Below are 18,470 nucleotides of genomic sequence, written 5' to 3'. Positions count from 1 at the left end.
TCGACGTGCAGGGCACGCATGAGGCGCGGCTCGCATCTATAATTATGTATAAAAACATACATAATTATAGATATAATGTTTGACTCTATGCAAAACATATGCGTAACTCGGTGAGCCTTTGAGGAGAAAGGTTCAACAACTCGGGAGGAGTTCATGTTCACTTTGCCTATGTCGACCGGCACCAAATCCGGAACCATCGTGAAATCAGCCGTTGCGGGCCTGGTGTTCTTCGGGACCGCTTTTGCAGTGACCGGCCATGCCTCGGCCGAGGAAGTCATTGTCGGCCTCGTCACCAAGACGGAGGTCAACCCGTTCTTTGTGAAAATGCGTCAGGCTGCCGAAGCGGAGGCCAAGGCCAAGGGCGTCAAATTGATCGCCCGTGCTGGCAAGTTCGACGGCGACAATGAGGGCCAGGTCACTGCGATCGAGGATCTGATCAGCGCCGGCGCCAAAGGCATATTGGTGACGCCTAACAACTCGACCGGCATGCTGGGTATCATCAAGAAGGCGCGCGATGCAGGGGTCCTCGTGATCGCGCTCGATACGGCGACCGATCCGGCCGAAGCGGTCGACGCCACCTTTGCCACGGATAATTTCGAGGCCGGCGTGCAGCAGGGCGCCTATGCCCGCAAGGCGCTCGGCGACAAGAAGCCGGTGCTGGCCATGCTCGATGGAACGCCTGGCGGCACGGTCGATACGTTCCGCCACAATGGCTATCTGAAGGGCTTCGGGCTTGCCGAGGGCGATCCGGCCATCGCCGGCTCGGCCATCACCAATGGCGCGCAGGACAAGGGCCAGGTCGGCATGGAAAACCTGCTCTCCAAGAACGGCGAGATCAATGCGGTCTACACCATCAACGAGCCAGCCGCCGCCGGCGGCTATGCGGCGTTGAAATCCTTCGGCAAGGAAGCCGATGTCATGCTGACCTCGATTGACGGCGGCTGCGCCGGTGTCCGCGACGTCAAGGCCGGCAAGATCGCCGCGACGGTCATGCAGTTCCCCTACAAGATGGCGGCCATGGGCGTCGACGCGGTCGTCGATTATGCCGCCAGCGGCAAGAAGCCGAGCGGCTTCGTCAATACGGGTTCGTTCCTGATCACCGACAAGCCGGTTGAAGGGATCGACTCCAAGGACACCGAATGGGGCCTCAAGAACTGCTGGGGCGACTGATATTTTGAATCCTCCCGGCGGGACCATGCCGGACAGGCCGTCGGCAAGACGGTATATCTGTGTCGGCATGGTCCCGTTCGTTTCCGGCCCGACCCTTGAGGCTGGGAACGCGGCGACTGTTCCAGAGGGCACTTATGAATTCGCCATCGGCACTCTCTTTCGGCGGAACGTCCAGCATTGCCAAGAAGGTCATTGGCACGCCATCGGTGGGCCCATTGCTGGTACTGCTCGCTTTCGGCGTGATCTTTTCCCTGACCAATCCGCGTTTTCTCGCCACGCAAAACCTGTCGATCATTCTCCAGCAGACGGTGATCATCGGCACCTTGGCCATTGGCCAGACCTTGATCATCCTGACCGCCGGCATCGACCTCGCGGTGGGGGCAATATGCGTACTGGGCACCATCCTTGCCGGAAAACTGGCCAACAGCGGCTATGATCCGATCGCGGCCATGACCTTGGCCGTTCTCGCCTGCTCGGCGGCCGGTGTCGCGGCGGGGGGCCTCATCAGCGGCCTGCGCCTGCCACCTTTCATCGTCACCCTCGGTATATTGGGCATCATCACCGCCGCGCTCAGGCTGATTTCGGCGGGCGGGGCTTTTGCGGTCACCGACGAATTTCTCGGCTGGACGGGAAACACCATCCGCCTGAACGGTTTCATCGTGACCTACGGCGTCATCATCATGCTCCTCCTCTATGGAATGGTCTGGTTCCTTCTCAACCAGACGCAATGGGGACGGCATGTCTATGCGGTCGGCAACAATCCGGAAGCCGCCCGGCTTGTCGGTATACCTGTTGGCCGGCTCCTCCTGTCGGTCTACGTCCTAGCGGCGTTCATTTACGGGATCGCGGCCTGGCTGGCGCTCGGCCGAATCCCCAATGCCGACCCCAATGCCTTGCAGACCGCCAATCTCGATTCCATCACCGCCGTCGTCATTGGCGGCACCAGCCTGTTCGGCGGCCGGGGCGGATTGATCGGCACCCTAATAGGCGCGCTGATCGTCGGCGTCCTGCGCAACGGGCTGACGCTCGCCGGCATTGATCCGCTCTGGCAGGATCTGATCACAGGCATTCTCGTGATCGTGGCGGTCGCGCTCGATCAACTGACCAGGGGGAGGCGGTGATGACGCCTGTCGAGCCGAGAGCGCCAGTGGTGACCACCCCGGGTGGCGTCATCCTCGAAGCCCGCAACGTAGTCAAACGCTACGGCCACGTCACCGCTCTCGACGGTGTCGATTTCGAACTGCGCGCCGGCGAAATCCTGGCGGTGGTCGGTGACAACGGCGCTGGAAAGAGTTCGCTGATCAAGGCGCTGACTGGCGCGATCGTCCCCGACAGCGGCGACATTCTGCTGGACGGCCAACCCGTCCACTTCAAGGGTCCGCTGGAAGCACGCAAGCTCGGCATCGAGACGGTCTACCAGGATCTCGCCGTTGCGGCCGCGCTCGACATCGCCAGCAACCTGTTTCTCGGCCGGGAACGCCGCCGCCCCGGCTTCCTCGGCAATGTGCTGCGCATGCTCGACAAGAAGGGTATGCGCGCGGAGGCGGAGCGCAGCATGGCGGACCTGAAATTCCACCTGCCGTCGATCGGCAGCGCGGTCGAATCGTTGTCAGGCGGCCAGCGTCAGGGCGTCGCGGTCGCCAGAGCGGCATTGTTCGCCAAGAAGCTCGCGATCATGGATGAGCCGACGGCAGCACTCGGCGTGCGCGAAACTGGCCAGGTTCTCGACCTGATCCGGGCGATCCGCCAGCGCGGATTGCCGGTGGTCCTGATCAGCCACAACATGCCGAACGTCTTTGAAATCGCCGACCGCATCCACATCATGCGCCTGGGCAAACGTGCGGCCGTGGTCAGTCCGAAAACCCACACCATGGGCGATGTCGTCGCCATCATGACCGGCGCGGCGAAGTTCGAAAAACCGGCAGCATCAGCTTTTCGCTAATGCAATGTCGCCCAAAAGTGAGCTCGGTCTTGGGAGAACGACATGCATAAAACAAAGACCTAAAGCGGGTCGCCTGAATCCGTTCTGGACGAAGGATGTGAGGCTGATCAGGAACTCGCGAAAGCCGGTCTCCGGCGCAATGCGTTCGAGCGCGGAAAGGCTGTCGATGGCAAGCCGATCCGGTTTGAATTCCTCGACCAATTGACGGATCATCAGCAGATGGTCGGGAAGGCTTTGCGCCTCCGGATAGAGACAGACGACCTTGAGCCCGCCTTCCGCTTCCATCGTCTCGAAATCGACACCCCAACTGCGCGCGTTGCGAATGAGCTGACCGCGGCTTTCTTCGTAGCCAACCAGTAAGGAGCGTTCGCCGGCCGCGACGCCACCGGCCAGGAAATTGGTCACCAGCAGCGTCTTGCCGGTGCCGGTCGCGCCGCTGACCAGCGTAACGCTGTCGCGGAAGAAGCCCCCGCTCGTCATCCTGTCAAGATCGGCATTGCCGCTCGTTACCCGGGAGAGGTAGAGGCGGCTTAAGGCCGGCCTCCTTAGCCTCGAGAGGCGTCAATCTTCTCGGACAGCCAGGTCTTGATAAGGGACTGATAGGGCACGTCGCGCTTGTTCGCCGCGACCTTGATCCGTTCGAGCAGGCTATTGGGCAGCCGCAACGAGATCGAGGTCGACGACGGCTTGAGGTTGGGCAGGCGGACCCGCTCTGCCTTGCTCCAATCGACATGCTCACTGGAGTCGTTGGACTCCCAGAAGGCGCGCTCCTCGGCCTCCGATGCAAAGGTCGGAACCGGCTTAGCTGTCTTGGTCATAGTAGCCTCGCTCCTTGCGGCTCATATCCCGGGCGGAAATCACCCGGATCTTGGTGTCCTTGTCCCGAAGCGTGGAGGTGATGTGCAGCAGCCTTCCATCATCGGTGCGCCCCAGAGCATGAATTCGTTGCTCGATGGCGCTGTGCTTTGCGTCGGGAACGGTCAGCAACGGCTCGTTGAAGAACACCTGTTCCGCCTCGGCCTGGCTGACGTCGTGCTTGTCGATGCTCTTGCGGGCATTGCCCGCATCCCAGTCGAAGCCGGCAATCCGTTCCCATTCGATCATCGATGTATATTGCTATAATATACGCGGATTTCAAGCTCCGTCAGGCGTGAGCGCTCCGCCCAGCAGATTTGGACAGCATAGGGAGAGGAAATGGAGGCAAGGAAAACCCCCTCGCTGATCGGCCAGACCGGTGGCGCTGACGCTCAACCGCCAGCCTCGCAATCCCGGCCGCGTCGTCCGGCGCAGGGCTGAAAGCCCCGCTTGTCCTGCCGGGCAGGGATGCTCACCAGGCGGTTGCACCGGCCCGCCCGCTCCGCGGGCAGGGGGATGTCTTCGGAAGGAAGACGAGAAAGGACCGCTGAAAGGCCGCGTCTGCAACCTCCAAGGAGCATTCCCATGGAACTGAAATTCGTTGATCCGCGCTCGCTCAAGGACAATCCCGACAAGGCGCGCCGTTCCAAGTCCAGCCCGCAGGCCCCCTGCTGCTGGCGACGATCAAGGCTGTTGGCATCGTGCAGCCGCCCGTCGGGTGCGCTCCGGTCGGGACAATCCCGAATACGACATCAGGCTTCTCATGGCTGATGGCAGCATTAAACACGTCAGAGTATTCGGCCGCGTGATAAAGCACGATACCGGTCGACTGGAATGCGTCGGCGCGGTTCAGGACGTGACACAAAGCCGGCTGTTGGCGCAGGCGCACGACAAACTTAGGTCGGAACTCGCCCACCTCACGAGGGTAATGAGCCTCGGCGCAATGACGGCCTCGATCGCGCATGAGGTCAATCAGCCGCTCTCAGGAATCATTACTAATGCCAGCACGTGCCTTCGCATGCTGGCGGCCGACCCGCCAAACATCGAGGTCGCGCAAGAAACCGCGCGCCGCACCATCCGCGACGGCAATCGTGCGGCGGACGTGATTGCACGATTGCGCGCGCTTTTCAGCAAACGGCCCCCAACGATCGAACCAATTGATCTGAACGAGGCTGCGCGAGAGGTGATTGCACTGTCGTCCGGCGATCTTCAACGAAACCGGGTGGTGCTGCACACCGAGTTCGCCGGCGGGCTTCCGCCGGTCGGCGGTGGCCGGGTCCAGCTTCAACAGGTAATCATAAACCTGCTGCGGAACGCTTCCGATGCGATGAGCGGCGTCGATGACCGCCCGAGGCAGCTGGTGATCAGAACCGAATTGGACGAAGACGATCACGTGCACCTCTCCGTACAGGACGCCGGCGTTGGTTTCGGGCCGGAAGGAACGGCGCGCCTCTTCGAGGCGTTCTATACAACCAAGAGCGAGGGCATGGGGATCGGGTTGTCCGTCAGCCGCACCATCATAGAGAGCCATAACGGACGCCTGTGGGCTGAACGGAACCGTGGCCCGGGTGCTACGTTCTCATTCTCCATCCCGGAGTACTTCGGGGAAGGGCTTCGCGAGGTCGGCACCATGCGCGCATCGGCTATGGGCAATGCGCAGAGTTCAGCGGGGATTCGATGAAAGTTGTGCAACCACTCGTGTCTGTCGTCGACGACGATGAATCCGTGCGCGAGTCCCTGCCAGACCTGCTTAGAGCGTTCGGTTTCAACGCGAAGTCGTTCTCCTCGGCGGAAGAGTTCTAACCTCCGACAATTCGGCAGATAGGCTTCGTTATGCCCACGGGATCCTGGTCGGCGGGGTCATCGCCGCCGCCGTCGGCAACGATCTGGTGCTGGCGCATTCCCATGATCCGCTCAAGACGGCCTAACCTAAGTCCTGATCCTCACTGGCGGACCGGCGATCTATCTGCTCGGGAGCGCCAAGTACATGAAGGCGGTCTATCGTGTGGTGCCGGCATCCCAATGGCGGGCGTTCCTGCCCTGCTGCTCCTGATCCCGTCGCCTACACCGTCGACTTGCTCGCTATGGGCTGGCTGACAGAGCTGGCGCACCCACGCCCGGCAGGCATCGAAGAAACGGTGTCCGGTCCTGTCGGGCGGACCTCATTCGGCAATCGTCGTCGGCAGTAGAGCCAAAGTGTGATCGCGGCCCAAACCGGTGCTCATGACCATGTTTACGCTTGGGCCGTATGTGGCTGTTGTCTTTTGACATGGTATCGATAACATGCCTTGCGTGAAGTTGATTCCAACGGGTGGTTCATGAGCGATGCCGGACGCCGCAGAGAGCTTGTGCCCGAGTGTCCAGCGTTTTGCTTAGGCACATCGCTGCCGGCTGGTGGAGCGGCATGATGGCCAAGGCCGCCTCATCGAGACCGGGCGAGAGCCACGCCCCGACGATGGTCGACGTGGCGCGGCGGGCAGGTGTGTCCGCCATGACGGTTTCACGCGCCCTGAAAGAGGGCAGCCTCGTTTCCAAGGCCACGCGGGAAAAGATCATGGTCGCGGTCAACGACCTCGGCTACGTGCTCGACCAATCGGCCGGCAGCCTGTCCTCGCGCAAGACTGGATTTGTTGCCGCGATGGTTCCATCACTCAACAATTCCAACTTCGCCGATACGGCGCGCGGCATAACGGATGAACTGGAGAGCACGGGACTCCAGCTTCTGCTCGGCTACACCGACTATACGGTCGAGAAGGAGGAAAAGCTGATCGAAGCGATGCTCCGTCGGCGGCCCGAAGGCATCATTCTGACCGGCGGCGCCCATACGGAGCGCGCCCGCCGGCTTCTTAAAAACGCGGGCATCCCTGTAGTCGAAACCTGGGAGTTGCCGGCGAAACCCATCGATCAGGTGGTCGGATTCTCCAACGAAGAGGCGATGGGGCTTCTCGTCAAGACGCTGGCCAGAAAAGGCTACAATAAATTCGGTTACATCGGTGGCACGACCTCGCGCGACACGCGCGGCAGCCAAAGGCGCGAAGGCTTTGTCAGAGCCATTGAGGAGCTCGGCCTGCCAACCGGGCGCCTCGTTTCCTTTGGCGTGCCGCCGATATCCATCGAGCAGGGAGGCCAGGCCGTCGTCAGCATGCTGGAGCGCTGGCCGGACACGCAAGCCGTACTCTGCGTTTCGGACCTTTCGGCCTTCGGCGCACTGATGGAATGCAAGCGCCGGGGCATGCGGATCCCGCAGGACATCGCCATTGCCGGCTTCGGCGACTACGAGGTAGCCGCCTTTTGCCATCCCGGCATCACCACCGTGAATGTCGACTGCTACGGCATCGGGCAACAGGCCGCCCGCAGATTGATCCAGGTGATCCGAGGCGACGAGAAACGACACGGCGAAGAAATCGTCCTCACAAGCTATCGCGTCATCGAGCGCGAAAGCACCTGAGTTCCTGCATCGATTCAAACGCAGCGAAGGGCAGCCCAGCAGCGATGTTTCGCGAGACCATCACCCTCACGCATGACGGTGCCTTGAAAGCCGTTGCAGCCGGAGCAGCGCGCGCCGTCACGACGGGCGTCGCAATGTCTCGTGGTCGTCGATGCGAGCGGCGAAGTCCTCGCCAGCCTGCGCATGGATGGCGCGCGGTTCCTCAGCATGCGTACGGCGCAGGCGAAGGCGTGCACCGCGGCGTCAATAAACGCCGCTACTGGCGGCATGGCGTTCGAAGTGGCGCTCTCAGCCGGTATCGCATCGCAGGGCGACGTGACCAATTTGCCCGGGGGCTTGCCGATCCGCTTCGGCAGACGCCTTGCGGGCGGCATCGGCGTCGGGTCGGGAACCGGCGAGCAGGATTTCGATGTGGCACACGCCGCCTTGGCGGCGGTTGGCGCCGACGTGATTTCATGCGATGTGCCGATGCGCCTCCAGCGCAACCGAAGGATCTTCAGAACGCTATCTGAACCTTCATGGATTTGTTTCGGTCACCGGCGATGTCGAAAGCCGCGACCGCCTCGTCGAGAGCATAGATGCCTGTCAGTAGCGGTTTGACATCCACCCGGCGGCGATTGATCAGGTCGACGGCGAGCGCAAACTCCTCGTGGAAACGGAAAGTGCCCCGCATCTCGATCTCCTTGGCGACGATGAGGTTCTGCGGGATCGACAGATCGCCGCCGAGACCGAGCTGCACGAGCACGCCGCGCGGCTTCAGGACATCGAGCCCTGCACGTACCGCGCGCTCATTGCCAGAGGCCTCGAACATCATGTCGAAACTACCCTTGTCGACATTATAAGCGGCGAGCTTTTCGCTATTTATCGCGACATTGATCGTACGGTCGGCACCGATCTCCAGGGCCTTCGCCAGCACGCCGTCCATGACATCGGTTGCAACTATCTCGCGCGCGCCGTGGGCTCGTGCGGCGAGGATGCAAAGCGCGCCGATCGGCCCGCAGCCGGTGACCAGAACCCGCTTGCCGAGCAGCGAGCCGGCGCGGTTCATGGCATGCAGCGTCACCGCGAAGGGCTCGGCAAAAGCGGCTTCGTTAATGGAGATGTGGTCGGCTATTCTGTGGCACTGCCACGCCTCGGCGACCAGGCGCTGGCGGAACGCCCCCTGTATGTGCGGCATCGGCATGGCGCTGCCATAGAAGCGCATGTCGAGGCACTGGTTCTGCATGCCTTGCAGGCAGTAGCGACAGGCATTGCAGGGCCGGCTGGGCGAGATCGCCACGCGATCGCCGACCGCAAGTGTGGAGATGCCGTCGCCGAGGGCCCGCACCGTGCCCGCAACCTCGTGGCCAAGAATCATGGGTTCACGAACGCGGATCGCGCCGAAGCCGCCATGGTTGTAATAATGCAGGTCCGAGCCGCAGATGCCGCCAGCCTCGACCGCGATCTCGACCTGTCCGGCGCCAGGGGAGCCCGGATCGGTCTCCTCGATCCGCAGGTCTTTTGCGGCGTGGATGACGATCGACTTCATGATGTGATCCCTTCTCAGACGACCGGTGTCAGCAAGGTCTGTCCACCGAAATGGGCCGCGAGATTATCGCGAACGAGCTGACCCATGGCCTTGCGGGTCTCCACCGTGCCGCTGGCGTGGTGCGGTTGCAGCACGATGTTGGTAAGCTTCAGGAAGCGCTCGTCGATGGTTGGCTCGTTCCAGAACACGTCGAGCCCGGCACCCTTGATGGCACTGGATTCCAGGGCCGCGAGCAACGCGGTCTCGTCGATCGTGCTGCCGCGCGAAATATTTATGACGATACCGTCTGCTCCGAGCGCTGCCAGGATCGACGCATTAATCATGTGTTTTGTGCTTTCGCCGCCGGCGAGCGTTACGATCAGAAATTCGCTGTCGCGCGCCAGTTCGACCAGATCGCCGACAAAAGCATAAGGAAGATCGTCGCGCTTGCGGTTGTCGAAATAGGAAATCGTGCAGTCGAATGCAGCGGCGCGCTTCGCCACCGCCGCACCGACGCGGCCCATGCCGATAATGCCCAGCCTTTTTCCACAGACACGCGTGACCAGCCCCATATTGCCCTTGCGCCAGCTCCCATCGCGCACATAGACGTCGGCCTGCGGGATTTTTCGCGCCACGGCGAGCAGCAGCCCCATCCCGATATCGGCTACGTCCTCGGTTAGAACATCAGGTGTATTGGTGACACGAATGCCGTTCGCCCTGGCATAGGCAAGGTCGATGGCGTCGGTGCCGACGCCATAGCAGGAAACGATTTCGAGCTGCGGCAGCTTTCTCATCAGCGCAGCACTTGCGCCAAGCTCGCCGCGCGTAGCTATGGCGCGGATCGCGCCGGCGTGGCTTGAGAGCAACGCGTCCTTGTCCTCGGACTGCCAAAGTTTGTGGACGCGATATTTCGCCTCAAGATCTGCCATGTCCCAATCGGGATAGGGACCTGTCATCAAAATGTCGGTCACGGCGTCGTCTCCTGTGCGGATTCATTTTTCCATTGACTATGTTATCGATAACATTCATGTCAATAGGGACTGGCGGCGCTGCGCTGCAAATCGTGGCCGCTCAGGAAACATTGCTCAGGAGGAGCATTTGAGCAGTTCATTGTTCGATTTGACCGGCATGCGGGCGCTGGTCACCGGCTCGGGACAGGGGATCGGCCTGGCGCTGGCCGAGGGGTTGGCGCAGCACGGCGCCGAAATCGTGCTCAACGGACGCAGCGCCGAAAAGGTCAAAACAGCTGCGGATGCACTGACAGCGAAGGGGCACAAGGTCCATAGCGCCGTCTTCGACGTCACCGATCATGCTGCGGTGGCGAACGGCGTCGCGGAGATCGAGGCGACGATCGGCGCCATCGATATCCTTATCAACAATGCCGGCATGCAGTTCCGAATGCCGCTCGAGGATTTCCCCGCCGACAAATGGGAGGAACTCTTGCGCACCAACATCTCCAGCGTGTTCTTCGTGGGACAAGCGGTGGCGCGGCACATGATCCCGCGGCGGCGCGGCAAGATCATCAATATCGCCTCGGTGCAAAGCGAACTGGCACGGACGAACATCGCGCCCTATACGGCCACGAAAGGCGCTGTGCGCAACCTGACGCGCGGCATGTGTGCCGATTGGGCGAAGCATGGCTTGCAGATCAATTCCATTGCGCCGGGTTACTTCAAGACGCCGCTCAACCAGGCGCTGGTCGACAATCCCGAGTTTTCAGCCTGGCTGACCAACCGCACACCGGCGGGTCGCTGGGGCGACGTCGGCGAACTGGTCGGCGCGGCGATCTTTCTGGCTGCACCGGCCTCATCCTTTGTCAATGGACACACGCTCTATGTCGATGGCGGCATCACAACCTGCCTCTGAGTCCTGGTCCATCGTCGTGATGGGTGTCAGCGGCTGCGGCAAGACCAGCATTGGCATCGCGATCGCGGCTCGTCTAGGGCTCGCTTTTGTCGAAGGCGACGCGCTGCACCCGCGCGGGAATGTCGAGAAAATGTCGGCGGGCATGCCGCTTACCGACGAGGATCGTTGGCCTTGGCTGGACCTGTTGGGCGCAGCCTTGCGCCATGCACATGAGGAGGGTCGCGGGCTAGTCGTCAGCTGTTCCGCGTTGAAAAAATCCTATCGCGATAGGCTTCGCGATGCGGCGGGCGGGTCGCTGTTTTTCGTATTCCTGGAGGGGTCGCGCTCGCTGCTGCAAGCCAGGCTCGCCGAGCGCCGCAGCCACTTCTTTCCGCCCGCGCTGCTCGACAGCCAGTTCGCCACACTGGAGCATCCAGGTGACGAGCCGCTGGTGGTCACAGTGGACATCGACGCGCCTGTCGACACGATTGCCGATAGAGTGTCGCAGGGTCTGGGTGCACTTGGGTCGACCCTGCCAGCATCAAGGAAAAAGGCACGTTGAAATGACGCAACCAGCAAAAGTCGCCGTTGTCGGTGCCGGCATCATGGGGTCGGCGATCGCCACCCGCCTGATCGAGACCGGGCAAGCCGTAACGGTATTCGATCTGGACAAGGCCAAGGTCGCCGCCCTGACCGCCAAGGGTGCGGCTGCCGCCGCGTCGGCGGCGGAAGCAACGCGGGCGAGCAGCTTCATCGTCCTCAGTCTCAACCATGCCAATATCGTGCGTTCGGTGGTGTTTGGCGATGGTGGTGTCGCTGCTGCGGCGTCGTCGGAAAAGCTGCTGATCGACATGTCTTCGATCGATCCTGTCGACACCGCGCAGATGGCCGGGAAGCTGTCTGCCGAGACCGGCATGAAATGGCTCGACTGCCCGCTTTCGGGCGGCGTTCCCGGCGCGCTGGCCGGCAGGCTGACAGTCATGGCGGGTGGCGAGGCTGAAGACTTCGAACAGGCGCGCGCGGTGATGCGGCATCTCTGCACCAACTACACACTGATGGGGCCGAGTGGGGCAGGGCAGACGACAAAGCTGATCAACCAGCTGTTCTGCGCCGTACTGTTCCAGGCTGTCGCCGAAGCCGTGAAGCTTGCCGAAGCCGGCGGCGTAGACCCGAAGGCAATCCCCGCTGCACTCAAGGGCGGGCGGGCCGACTCCAGCATCATGCAGGAGTTCATGGCAAAATTCGCTGCCCGGGATTTTTCAGCCACCGGCCGCATCGACAACATGCTGAAGGATCTGGATTCGCTGCAGGCCTTCGCGCTGAAAACCAAGACGCCGATGCCGATGACCGGGCAGGTGGTCGAGATCCATCGCCTGCTCTGCGCGGCAGGATTGGGGCCGAACGACTCGGCCGAGATGATGCGTCTGCTCGACGGCAACACCAGCTGATCCGTTGGCCTTATTCTTTGATGCTTGACGCCTAGAAATGTTATCGATAACATCGTTTGGGCGATCTCGGGAGGAACGCATTGTGACCGAGCAAAAACTGATCGAGTTCAAGTCAATTACGAAGGAGTTCGGCGGCACCCGCGCGCTCTCCGACGTGACGCTTGATCTGCACAAGGGCGAGATTCTGGCGCTGCTCGGCGAGAATGGCGCCGGCAAGTCGACGCTGATCAAGACGCTCGCCGGCATCTATCGGCCGGATGGCGGCCAAATCCTGTTTCGCGGCGAGCCCTACCATCATCGCCCGCCGCGGCCGAACCAGCGCCAGCCCGTCGCCTTCATTCACCAGGATCTCGGTCTTATCGAATGGATGACGGTCGGCGAGAATGTCGGCCTCGCCCAAGGCTTTTCGCTTCGCTCCGGGCTCATCGACTGGCGATCGACCGAGGCGAGGGCGCATGAGGCTCTCAAGCTGGTCGGCTGTGACTTCGACCCGACGACACGGGTCCAGGATCTGACCCGTACAGAAAAGTCGCTGGTTGCCATCGCTCGCGCCTTGGCTACCGAGGCCGATGTGCTGGTGCTCGACGAGCCGACCGCCAGCCTTCCCGCCGACGAGGTCGAGCGGCTGTTCGACGCCATCCGTCCGCTCAAGCAGCGCGGCGTCGGCATGATCTATGTCTCGCATCGCCTGGATGAAATTTTCCGCATCGCCGATCGCGTCGCCGTGCTGCGCGACGGCAGGCTGGTCGGCGAGAAGAAGGTCGCCGACACAAAACCGGACGAACTGGTCGAGATGATCGTCGGCCGTCCGGTCAGCCAGGTTTTCAGCAAGGCTCAAACGCAGGCCGGCGAGACGATCTGTGCTGTCCGCGACCTTGTCTGCGCCGGTGCCGGCCCGGTGTCTTTCGACGTGCGCAAGGGTGAGTTGCTCGGCCTGGTCGGCCTGCGCGGCGCCGGGCAGGAACTGGTTGGCCGGGCGCTGTTTGGCTGCCAGGGCTCTTCCGGCACGGTGACGATCCGCGGGGCTGTGCCGGACCTGTCCAGCCCGATCGCGGCGATGTCGTCCGGCATCGGCCTGATCGCGCGTGACAGGACCGAAGAATCAATCGCTGGATCCTTGTCGATCCGTGAGAACAGTTTCCTCAATCCCGGCGCCGGCAAGCGCGGCCTGTTTTCCTTCCTTGCGCCTCACAAGGAGGCTGCGCTGGCGCAGGCGATCGGCAGTTCCGTCGGGCTGCGCCCCAACGATCCGAACCTGCCGATAGAGGCGCTGTCGGGTGGGAACCAGCAAAAGGTGGTCGTCGGGCGCTGGCTGCACACCGGGCGTACGTTGCTGATCGCCGAGGATCCGACGGCCGGCGTCGATGTCGGCGCCAAGGCTGAGGTCTACCGGCTGATCGGCCGCGCGCTTGAAGCCGGCCTCGCCGTCGTCGTGGTGTCGACCGATTTCGAGGAGATTGCCCACATCTGCCACCGCGCTTTGGTGTTTTCGCGAGGACAGATCGTTCGCGAACTCACCGGCAAAGACCTCACCACATCCGCCGTGATCACCGCGGCATCGGCTTCCGAAGCCGCCTGATCTTTCTGGGAGCGAACTCATGCAATCGATCGAATCCAGCGCCCTCGAACCGACCCGCGGCGAGATGGCTGATTTGTCCATGGCGCAGAAGGTTATCCGGCTGCTGCCGGTCTACGGGCTGGTTATCCTGACGGTGTTGCTGATCCTGTTGTTTTCGATCCTGCTGCCGAACACGTTCCCGACGCTGCTTAACCTGCGCTCGATCATCTCCGACAAGGCGATTATTGCGCTGTTGTCGCTGGCGGCGATGATCCCGATGGCGTCGGGACGCATCGACCTCACCGTCGGCTACGGCATTGTGCTGTGGCACATCCTGGCCATCAGTCTGCAGACCATGTTCGGCATTCCGTGGCCGCTGGCAGTGATGATAGTGCTGCTTCTCGGCGCCGCGACCGGCTTCCTCAACGGCCTGCTGGTCGAAGTCGCCCGCATCGACTCTTTCATCGCCACGCTGGGCACCGGCACCGTGCTCTATTCCTTGGCGCTTTGGCACACTGGCGGCCGGCAGGTTGTCGGCGTGTTGCCCAACGGCTTCTACGCGCTCAACGGCACGATGGTGTTCGGGCTGCCGATCACCGGCCTCTACGTGCTTGGCATCGCCGTCGCACTGTGGATCATCCTCGAATATCTGCCGATCGGCCGCTACGTTTATGCCATCGGCGCCAACCCGAAGGCGGCTGCTCTCAATGGCATTCCGGTGCGCCGCTTCGTCATTGGGGCGTTCATCTCCTCGGGCTTCCTGACGGCGCTGACAGGCGTGTTGCTCGCCTCCAAGCTTCGCATTGGCCAAGCCAGCGTCGGACTGGAGTATCTGCTGCCGGCTCTCGTCGGCGCCTTTCTCGGCTCGACCACGATCAAGCCTGGACGAGTCAACGTCTGGGGCACGATGACGGGCGTCATCATCCTGGCGGTCGGCATTTCCGGCATCCAGCAGTTCGGCGGCTCGTTCTTCGTCGAGCCATTGTTCAACGGCGTCACGCTGCTCGTCGCCATAGGCATTGCCGGCTACGCCCAGCGCAAGCGCGGCGCAGCGCAAAGAAACAGGACCAAGACCGTCGCGCAGCCCTCGAAGTGACAAATCGAGCCAAACCCGTGGATCATGGAATGAACGACTACGAGGTTCTCGACGATCGGTTCGGCAAGCTGATGATCGGGCATGCCAAGCTCGAACGGCTATGGACCGGTAGCCGTTGGGCGGAAGGACCGGTGTATGTCCCCGCCGCAAGGCATTTGCTGTGGTCGGACATCCCGAACGATCGGCTGCTGCGCTACGACGAAAGCGATGGTTCCGTCAGCATCTTCGAGGCCCGTTGTAACTACCAGAACGGCCACACACTCGACCGCGAAGGCCGCGTCGTTGCTTGCGAGCATGGCGGGCGCCGTGTCTCCCGGCTCGAGCATGACGGGCGTTGGCAGACGCTTGTCGAAACCGTTGCAGGCAAGCGGTTCAATTCACCCAATGACGTGGTGGTCAAATCCGACGGTACGATCTGGTTCACCGACCCGGTCTACGGCATCGAAAGCCACTACGAGGGCAAGATCGCCAGAGCGGAGATCGGCGGCTCCCATGTCTACCGGTTCGACGAGCTTTCGGGCGAGGTGAGCGCCGTTGTCACCGACATGGTGCAGCCGAACGGCCTGGCTTTTTCGCCCGACGAGACGATCCTCTATGTCTCGGACAGCGGCGCCAGCCATGTGCCCGGCCTGCCGCGCGCGATCAAGGCCTATGACCTTGCCGCCGATGGCCGCTCGGCGCTTGCAGGCGGCATCTTCGCCGAGTGCGGGGCTGGCCTCTTCGATGGTTTTCGCGTCGATCGCGACGGCAACATCTGGGCCTCCAGCGCCGACTCGGTGCGCGTCCATGCACCGGACGGAACCCTGATCGGCCGTATCCTGGTTCCCGAGCTCGTTTCCAATGTCTGTTTCGGCGGTCCCAAGCGCAACCGCCTCTACATCACTGCGCAGACATCCCTTTACGCCATCTACGTCAACGCACATCCGGCCGGTGTTGGTCCGGTGGCGGGCGACATCAGCCGGTGACATGTCGCCAACTCCAATCGAAAGCCGAGTTTGAAAGACCATGCAATTTCTTGAAACCAAGGGAGGTACCAACATGCAACGCAGAACATTCCTGAAATCATCCGTCGCCTTGATGGCCATGACAATCGCTGCTCCTGTCCTGTTCGCCGGCCAGGCACGGGCGGACGCCACAGCCGACGCCATGGCGGTGGTCCAGAAATATGCGCAGAAGGTCACGGCCTGGGATGGCCCGACCACCGGTCCGAAGGCGCAGCAAGGCAAGACGATCGTCGTGCTCGCCGGCGACCTCAAGAACGGCGGCATCCTGGGCGTCACCAACGGCGTCGAGGAAGCAGCCAAGGCGATCGGCTGGGACGTCAAGGTGATTGACGGCGCCGGCTCGATCGGCGGCCGCACCGCTGCCTTCGGCCAAGCCATGGCGTTGAAGCCGAATGGGATCGTCATCAACGGTTTTGACGCGGTCGAGCAGGCGCCGGCGCTGGAACAGGCCAAGGCCGCAGGTATCCCGTTGGTCTCCTGGCATGCCGGACCGGTGATCGGGCCCGACGAGAAAAGCGGCGTGTTCGCCAACGTGTCGACGGATGCCATGCAAGTCTCCACGGCCGCGGCCGACTGGGCCTACGCCGATGCCAAGGGCAAGCCCGGCGTCGTCATCTTCACCGATTCGACCTATGCCATCGCCATCGCCAAAGCCGACAAGATGAAGGCGGAGATCGAGCGGCTGGGCGGCAGGGTGCTCGAATATGTCGACACGCCGATCGCCGAGACTTCGCAGCGCATGCCGCAGCTGACCACTTCGCTGCTGCAGAAATACGGCGATGCCTGGACGCATTCGCTGGCGATCAACGATCTCTATTTCGACTTTATGGGACCCTCACTTGCCGCCGCCGGCAAAGCCGGTACCGACGCGCCGATCAATGTCGCCGCCGGCGACGGTTCGGAATCGGCCTATCAGCGCATTCGCGCCGGTCAGTTCCAGAAGGTGACCGTCGCCGAACCGCTCAACTTGCAGGGCTGGCAATTGGTCGACGAGCTGAACCGCGCCATCGCTGGCGAAAAATGGTCGGGCTATCTGTCGCCGCTGCATGTGGTGACGGCCGACAATGTCGAGTTCGACGGTGGGCCGAATAACGCATTCGACCCCGGCAATGGCTACCGCGACGCATACAAGAAGATCTGGGGCAAGTAGGAGCCCGGCGATGCGGGCGCAATACGGGATGCGCCCGCATCTCATTCGCACGACAAATCCACGGATTGCACCGCGACCTGCCCTTGCCGGCCGGCGGCCATCCCAAGCGCAGAAAATCAGGAAACCCTCGCCATGATCATTCGCTACGCCCTGTTCGAAGGCGAAATCCACCCCGGACGCGAGAGCGAATTCCGGCGCTTTGTCAGGGAAAGGCTAGTGCCGTTGTGGACGCAATTCCCTGGAGCCGAGGAGGTGCGCGTTCTGGATGGCACGGCACGGGATGAGGGCGCCCCCGTCTATGCCATGGCGCTCGCCATCCGTTATCCCGACATGGACGCCTGCAACAAGGCGCTGCATTCCGACGTTCGCTTTCAGAGCCGCGATGTGACCGGAGAGCTGCTCAAGATGTTCACCGGCCGTGTGCATCACCATGTTTTCGAGGCCAACGAGTTTCCAACCGCTCGATAGGATGATCAAAAAAGCTTCACACGACATCGCCGACGCACGTCCAAAACTGGACACCAACGGCATCTTAGACGGGTTCACGCGTCGGCGGTGGACCAGTCCCCAGGGCCGCCAGAACTCGCCGCCTTTTCGCTCGTGCCAGCGGCTCGACAGCCGTAACGGTCAATCGAACAATCTGCGCGACGGAGTAGTCCTCGATCGCCAGCGTGAGCTGGCCGGCTTCGATCTTGGAAAGGTCGAGTACGTCGTTGATGAGCCCGAGGAGGTGGCGGCCGTTTGCCTGCACGCGCGCGACGGTCGTCTTCGCCTTGTCCGGGAGTTCGCCGTAGATGCCGTCGACCAGCAGTTCTGTGAAGCCCAAGACTGAATTGAGCGGTATCCTGAGCTCGTGGCTCATATTCGCGAGGAACTGGGACTTGTGGCGGCTAGCTGCCTCCAGCTCCCGGCCTTTCTCCTCGATCTCGCGGAACAGCTTGGCATTCTGGATCGCGAGCACCGATTGGGCTGCGAAGGTCTCCAGCAGATGGACAACTTGCTCATAGAAGGCACCTGGCTTGTGGCGCCTGACGACCAGTGCACCTACGATCTTGTTGCGTTTAGCCATGAAAGACGACGATTCGCCCAAAGCATGCAAAAGGGGCCCATCGGCTCTCGCGCCGCGATACAAGGCCAGGAAAGCCTTACGCCAGATCAGTTTGTGAAAAGTCATTGCCCTTGTAAAGCAGGGCAAGCCGGTGAGCCTTCGCGCAGGCGTAGACAAAACAATCGCCGAAATTGAGATCGGCTTTGTGCCCGACTGCTTTGCCGTATTTCATGCTGGCTTCGATCGCCCGGTCGCCGATGTCGCCGGATATCGTGATTTCCTTGCCGGCGATCTCGATCAAAAAGGCGTCGACGGTATCACGGGCTTGCGCCAGCATGTTGGCCGTGGGCTTGGCGTTCTTTTTGATGGCTTCGGCCGATGCTCGCGCGAGACCCTGGA

The 18,470-nt window shown here is 62.0% G+C and carries 20 protein-coding genes and 2 pseudogenes; 15 read left to right on the top strand and 7 right to left on the bottom strand.

The window, feature by feature from the left end; all coding sequences use genetic code 11:
* Positions 1-153: 153 nt before the first annotated feature.
* The 3 genes from NKH90_RS30605 to NKH90_RS30595 all read left to right on the top strand — a co-directional run bounded on the left by NKH90_RS30605 (position 154) and on the right by NKH90_RS30595 (position 3,112).
* Positions 154-1,170 (top strand): substrate-binding domain-containing protein, encoded by a 1,017-nt coding sequence (locus NKH90_RS30605; RefSeq protein WP_352822875.1) that lies wholly within the window; start codon positions 154-156, stop codon positions 1,168-1,170.
* A 134-nt stretch (positions 1,171-1,304) separates the two neighbouring features.
* Entirely contained in the window at positions 1,305-2,291 is a 987-nt protein-coding gene (locus tag NKH90_RS30600; RefSeq protein WP_352774066.1) for an ABC transporter permease, read from the top strand.
* Positions 2,291-3,112, top strand: coding sequence for an ATP-binding cassette domain-containing protein (locus tag NKH90_RS30595; RefSeq protein ID WP_352541824.1), 822 nt, complete (start codon positions 2,291-2,293; stop codon positions 3,110-3,112). The genes NKH90_RS30600 and NKH90_RS30595 overlap by 1 nt, the downstream gene beginning before the upstream one ends.
* On the opposite strand, the pseudogene NKH90_RS30590 reads toward NKH90_RS30595, so the two are convergent.
* The 3 genes and pseudogenes from NKH90_RS30590 to NKH90_RS30580 all read right to left on the bottom strand — a co-directional run.
* A pseudogene (locus NKH90_RS30590) lies at positions 3,098-3,604 on the bottom strand (ATPase domain-containing protein); the annotation flags it as partial. The gene NKH90_RS30595 and the pseudogene NKH90_RS30590 sit on opposite strands and share 15 nt — an antisense overlap.
* Before the next feature lie 53 nt (positions 3,605-3,657).
* Positions 3,658-3,930, bottom strand: coding sequence for a BrnA antitoxin family protein (locus NKH90_RS30585; protein ID WP_352474883.1), 273 nt, complete (start codon positions 3,928-3,930; stop codon positions 3,658-3,660).
* Positions 3,914-4,216, bottom strand: coding sequence for a BrnT family toxin (locus NKH90_RS30580; protein WP_352502783.1), 303 nt, complete (start codon positions 4,214-4,216; stop codon positions 3,914-3,916). The genes NKH90_RS30585 and NKH90_RS30580 overlap by 17 nt, the downstream gene beginning before the upstream one ends.
* A 514-nt stretch (positions 4,217-4,730) precedes the next feature.
* Between NKH90_RS30580 and NKH90_RS30575 the strand changes: the two genes are divergently transcribed.
* The 4 genes and pseudogenes from NKH90_RS30575 to NKH90_RS30560 all read left to right on the top strand — a co-directional run bounded on the left by NKH90_RS30575 (position 4,731) and on the right by NKH90_RS30560 (position 8,015).
* A complete protein-coding gene (locus NKH90_RS30575) occupies positions 4,731-5,648 on the top strand; it encodes a sensor histidine kinase (RefSeq protein WP_352822871.1) in 918 nt (305 codons plus the stop codon).
* A pseudogene (locus NKH90_RS30570) lies at positions 5,645-5,767 on the top strand (DNA-binding response regulator); the annotation flags it as partial. The gene NKH90_RS30575 and the pseudogene NKH90_RS30570, both read left to right, overlap by 4 nt.
* Before the next feature lie 604 nt (positions 5,768-6,371).
* Complete coding sequence (locus NKH90_RS30565; RefSeq protein WP_352822896.1) at positions 6,372-7,415, top strand: LacI family DNA-binding transcriptional regulator; 1,044 nt, start codon at positions 6,372-6,374, stop codon at positions 7,413-7,415.
* Positions 7,416-7,556: 141 nt separating this feature from the next.
* Positions 7,557-8,015, top strand: coding sequence for a heme-binding protein (locus NKH90_RS30560; protein ID WP_352822868.1), 459 nt, complete (start codon positions 7,557-7,559; stop codon positions 8,013-8,015).
* Here NKH90_RS30560 and NKH90_RS30555 read toward each other — a convergent pair.
* Positions 7,912-8,943, bottom strand: coding sequence for an L-idonate 5-dehydrogenase (locus NKH90_RS30555; protein WP_352822866.1), 1,032 nt, complete (start codon positions 8,941-8,943; stop codon positions 7,912-7,914). The two genes, NKH90_RS30560 and NKH90_RS30555, sit on opposite strands and share 104 nt — an antisense overlap.
* Positions 8,944-8,957: 14 nt before the next feature.
* Positions 8,958-9,878 carry a 2-hydroxyacid dehydrogenase gene (locus NKH90_RS30550; RefSeq protein ID WP_352822893.1) on the bottom strand — a complete coding sequence of 307 codons (921 nt, stop codon included), beginning with the start codon at positions 9,876-9,878 and terminating at the stop codon, positions 8,958-8,960.
* 172 nt (positions 9,879-10,050) lie between these two features.
* Here NKH90_RS30550 and NKH90_RS30545 point away from each other — a divergent pair, with 172 nt between their 5' ends.
* The 8 genes from NKH90_RS30545 (at position 10,051) to NKH90_RS30510 (ending at position 17,491) form a co-directional block, all read left to right on the top strand.
* Positions 10,051-10,788 carry an SDR family oxidoreductase gene (locus NKH90_RS30545; protein WP_352822890.1) on the top strand — a complete coding sequence of 246 codons (738 nt, stop codon included), beginning with the start codon at positions 10,051-10,053 and terminating at the stop codon, positions 10,786-10,788.
* Positions 10,757-11,329, top strand: coding sequence for a gluconokinase (locus NKH90_RS30540; RefSeq protein WP_352822864.1), 573 nt, complete (start codon positions 10,757-10,759; stop codon positions 11,327-11,329). The genes NKH90_RS30545 and NKH90_RS30540 overlap by 32 nt, the downstream gene beginning before the upstream one ends.
* 1 nt (position 11,330) lies before the next feature.
* A complete protein-coding gene (locus NKH90_RS30535; RefSeq protein WP_352775501.1) occupies positions 11,331-12,215 on the top strand; it encodes an NAD(P)-dependent oxidoreductase in 885 nt (294 codons plus the stop codon).
* Positions 12,216-12,297: 82 nt separating this feature from the next.
* Entirely contained in the window at positions 12,298-13,794 is a 1,497-nt protein-coding gene (locus tag NKH90_RS30530; RefSeq protein ID WP_352775473.1) for a sugar ABC transporter ATP-binding protein, read from the top strand.
* A gap of 19 nt (positions 13,795-13,813) precedes the next feature.
* On the top strand, positions 13,814-14,869 hold the full coding sequence (locus tag NKH90_RS30525) for an ABC transporter permease (RefSeq protein ID WP_352775475.1): 1,056 nt from the start codon (positions 13,814-13,816) through the stop codon (positions 14,867-14,869).
* A 29-nt stretch (positions 14,870-14,898) separates the two neighbouring features.
* Positions 14,899-15,834: an SMP-30/gluconolactonase/LRE family protein gene (locus NKH90_RS30520; protein ID WP_352822861.1), complete on the top strand. Its 936-nt coding sequence runs from the start codon at positions 14,899-14,901 to the stop codon at positions 15,832-15,834.
* A gap of 73 nt (positions 15,835-15,907) precedes the next feature.
* Entirely contained in the window at positions 15,908-17,023 is a 1,116-nt protein-coding gene (locus NKH90_RS30515; protein ID WP_352771271.1) for an ABC transporter substrate-binding protein, read from the top strand.
* Between the two features lie 132 nt (positions 17,024-17,155).
* Positions 17,156-17,491, top strand: a complete 336-nt coding sequence (locus tag NKH90_RS30510; protein WP_352474892.1) for a hypothetical protein — start codon at positions 17,156-17,158, stop codon at positions 17,489-17,491.
* 64 nt (positions 17,492-17,555) lie between these two features.
* Here NKH90_RS30510 and NKH90_RS30505 read toward each other — a convergent pair whose 3' ends face one another.
* The gene (locus tag NKH90_RS30505; RefSeq protein WP_352775481.1) at positions 17,556-18,092 is read right to left on the bottom strand and encodes a GAF domain-containing sensor histidine kinase; all 537 of its coding nucleotides are present in this window, start codon (positions 18,090-18,092) and stop codon (positions 17,556-17,558) included.
* 76 nt (positions 18,093-18,168) lie between these two features.
* Positions 18,169-18,470: PIN domain-containing protein (locus NKH90_RS30500; RefSeq protein ID WP_352822859.1), on the bottom strand; the 302-nt coding region annotated here is incomplete at its 5' end.

Origin of the sequence: Mesorhizobium sp. M0898 (genome assembly GCF_040319695.1) — a bacterium.
GTDB lineage: Bacteria > Pseudomonadota > Alphaproteobacteria > Rhizobiales > Rhizobiaceae > Mesorhizobium.
This window is presented reverse-complemented; position numbering and strand designations above follow the sequence as displayed.